The 3,381-nt window shown below is 51.3% G+C and carries 2 protein-coding genes; both read left to right on the top strand.

The annotated features are described in order from the left end of the window. On the top strand, positions 1 to 2,671 hold a 2,671-nt coding region (locus tag MHN01_RS21040; RefSeq protein ID WP_239413236.1), incomplete at its 5' end, for a TIM-barrel domain-containing protein. Positions 2,672 to 2,947: 276 nt separating this feature from the next. Then, positions 2,948 to 3,313 (top strand): DUF3316 domain-containing protein, encoded by a 366-nt coding sequence (locus MHN01_RS21035; protein ID WP_239413235.1) that lies wholly within the window; start codon positions 2,948 to 2,950, stop codon positions 3,311 to 3,313. The last annotated feature ends 68 nt before the right edge of the window (positions 3,314 to 3,381 follow it).

Raw genomic sequence — 3,381 nt, 5'->3', positions numbered from 1 at the left:
CAGCATTGTTGAGCTGCACCAAAGTAATAAACAAAGCGCCACCGTCTGTCCGGCAATCTACGACGCGACATGGAAAGGCGCCTCGGTTCAAAATCGCGGCATGCACTCGGTGTACGGTCTGGGCCAGACCTTTGCCCCTATCGACCCGAACAATGGCGGCCAGATCAACGGCGAGTGGCTGAAAACCGGTGGCTTTGGTACTCCGGACGACAGGGGCAACACCTTCAGTAGCGTTACCTATACTGACGGTTCCTATGCCGGTGCGACAACGCCCCGTCTGCAATTCCCTGTACTTTATGCGGTCGGTAACGACATTAACTACGCCCTGTTTCTTGATTCAAAACTCAAAAACAGCTTCAACCTATCACGTGAATGGTGGGAAATTCGCAACAAAGATGCTGCCGAAACCAACCTTTATTACCTAAGCGGTGCTGATCTGCCCGACTTGCGCAGCGACTTCATGGAGCTGGTTGGCCGTCCTCCTGTTCCACCGAAAAAAGCCCTGGGTATGTGGGTATCCGAATTTTCATACGACAACTGGGCCGAGCTGGACGACACCATCAATACCCTGCGTCAAAACAATTTCCCTGTCGACGGTGCGCTGTTGGATGTAGCCTGGTTTGGCTTTAAACACGCCTGGCAGAATAACAGCCCGGCCAACCCTATGGGTGATCTGCGCTTTGACGAGCAAGCCTTCCCTAACCCAGCAGGCAAAGTCGCCAGCTTAAAGAATGACGGTATTGGTCTTATCACCATTGAGGAGTCTTACGTCTCCAAGCAGGGTAACTACGGCGGTACCAACTACAACGGTATGGCGGCACAAGGTGGTTTTGCCAAAAACTGCGGTACCAACGATATTACCGAGTTCAATAACTGGTTTGGTGTCAGTGGCATGATCGACTGGTCGAACACCAAAGCAGCGGCCTGGTGGCATGACAATGTGCGTAAGCCAAACATTACCGATCTGGGTATTCTCGGTCACTGGACCGACTTGGGTGAACCGGAAGATTACCGCTCCTATGCCTGCTACAGCATCGGTAACCACGCCAACTACAACAATGTTCACAACCTGCTGTGGAGCAAGTCTATCTACGACGGCTATGTTCGTAATCACAGCCAGAACCCGCAACGTCCGTACTCCATCGCCCGTGCCGGTACAGTGGGCTCGCAGCGCTTCGGGGCGGGACTATGGTCAGGTGATATCGGCGGTCGTCTCGATCACATGAACATGCACTATAACGCGGCAATGCAGATGTCTTTTGCCGGTATCGACTACTACAGTTCGGATATTGGCGGCTTCTGGCGCAAGTCCGATGACAAGGGAAAACGAGACACGGCCATCGCACCGGGTACCGGCTACAACGAAGATGAAATGTACAGTCTGTGGTTTGCCAACGCGGCCTGGCTGGATATCCCGCTCCGCCCTCACGGCAATAACTGCGGTATGCCAGGGGCAACAGGCAGCGACTGTATCATCACCGAAACCTCTCCGGCGATGATCGGTAATACGGCTGGCAACCTGAGCAACCTGCGCCAGCGCTACGAGCTAATCCCGTACTATTATTCACTGGCTCATCGCGCCTATCAATACGGCGAGCCTGTTATTGCGCCAATGCCTTTCTACTACCAGAACGATACCAAACTCATCGGCCTGGCTGATCAGAAAATGATCGGTAAAGACATTCTGGTCGCCAACCTGACGACCCAGTTTGCACAAACTCGTGACGTCTACCTGCCGGCCGGTACCTGGTACAACTACCACACGTTCGAAAAGTACGAGAGTGCCGACGGACTTACCCTGTCAAATGTTAACCAGTGGATTGCATCAGAAAACCGTAACCGTGTGCCTGCCTACGCCCGTGCCGGTGCCATTATTCCTATGATGTATGTCGATGTGCAGACGAAGGATGTGTTCGGCCACCGCAAAGACGGATCAGCCCATAACGAGCTGATTGCCAAAATCTTCCCGTCTAGCGAAGCCAGCAGCTTCACTCTCTACGAGGATGACGGCAGCACTGTCGCCTACTATGACGAGGGCAGCGTACCACACTACCAGGTACGTGAAACGCTGATCAGCCAGGCACCAGTCAGCAACGGGGTTCAAATCACCATAGGTGCAGCAAGTGGCAACTTCAGCGGCGCATCAAGCAGTCGCAATAACGAAGTTCGTTACCTGATCAATGCAACTGACAAGGCAGCAGTTACCCTTAACGGTGCGCCACTGCCACAATTGGCTAACCGCGCCGCATTGTTGAAAGACGGTGCAAAAGGCTGGATCAAAGAAGGCAGCGTGATCTCAGTACGCACCGGCATCGAATCCGTATTGACCAACAAGACGGTGGTCATTACCGCAGAGAACTGTCAGAGCGACTGCGGTTTTGCTTCTAACCAGCCTAGCTTTGCTGTCCGGGGCACCAACAATGGCTGGACAAGCACTGAGATGGCATTGATTGCAGACCATACCTGGCAGGCTGACGTTACGTTCGGCAGCAGTAACAACGAGCGTTTTAAGTTTGATGTGTTTGGTGACTGGAGCCGGAATTTCGGTGACAACGGTGCCGACGGCAGCCTTGAGCAAGGTGGTGCCGATATCACGGTTCGCCAGGGAGAAGGTCGCTACCGTATTACCTTGTTCGACAACAGCAACACCTACTCGGTAACCAAAATCTAATCTTCTCTAACCACGATAAAAGGCGGCACCTAGTCGCCTTTTCTTCGCACGTCACCAAATCAAACACATAGGGAAAAGCAATAAACTAAGTGATTGATTTAAAATAAATAGTTAAAACCCCCTCGCGTTTGCAACAACCTATCTTCAAGCTTAAAATTAACAATAAACAACTGAACCAATCCTAACCAAACGCTTTTTCACCCTACCGATACGCTTTCGATACCGTATGATTTTAATCTTATAGTGTCCAAACACTTAGCGTAGAGGAGCAATGTAATGAAGAAACTACTAGCCATCTCCTTCCTGCTCTTATTTAGCTCCCTGTCCGTTGCTGATCACTTTGTCACACTGGGTAATTATCAATTCAGAACAGGTACCTCGACTTTTAGAACCGAGTATGTCGATCAAAAAGGCAATGCCTACCAGGAGGGTCATCGCATAATGACCGATGTGACTGGGCAGAGATCGTTTGATCTGAGCCGAACCTTGCGGGTACCGCCGTCACGACTTGATGTCAGATCGATCAAAATTGACAGCAGTTATGTCATGGTGCGAGAGCTGTCCCGAGTTCCTGACCAAATAGAATATCAGGGTCTGGTTGTAGTGAACTACCATTACCGGGTACGAGTGTCCCGCGATTAAATCTTGCGAGTTCATTCTGACTCATTGGCCGCTGACGCGGCTTTTTTATTCGCTTTTCTTCTCTTATC

The sequence above is a fragment of the Photobacterium sp. OFAV2-7 genome (genome assembly GCF_022347985.1).
GTDB lineage: Bacteria > Pseudomonadota > Gammaproteobacteria > Enterobacterales > Vibrionaceae > Photobacterium.
The sequence above is the reverse complement of the archived record's forward strand: the minus strand, read 5'-3'. Positions and strand labels throughout refer to the sequence as shown.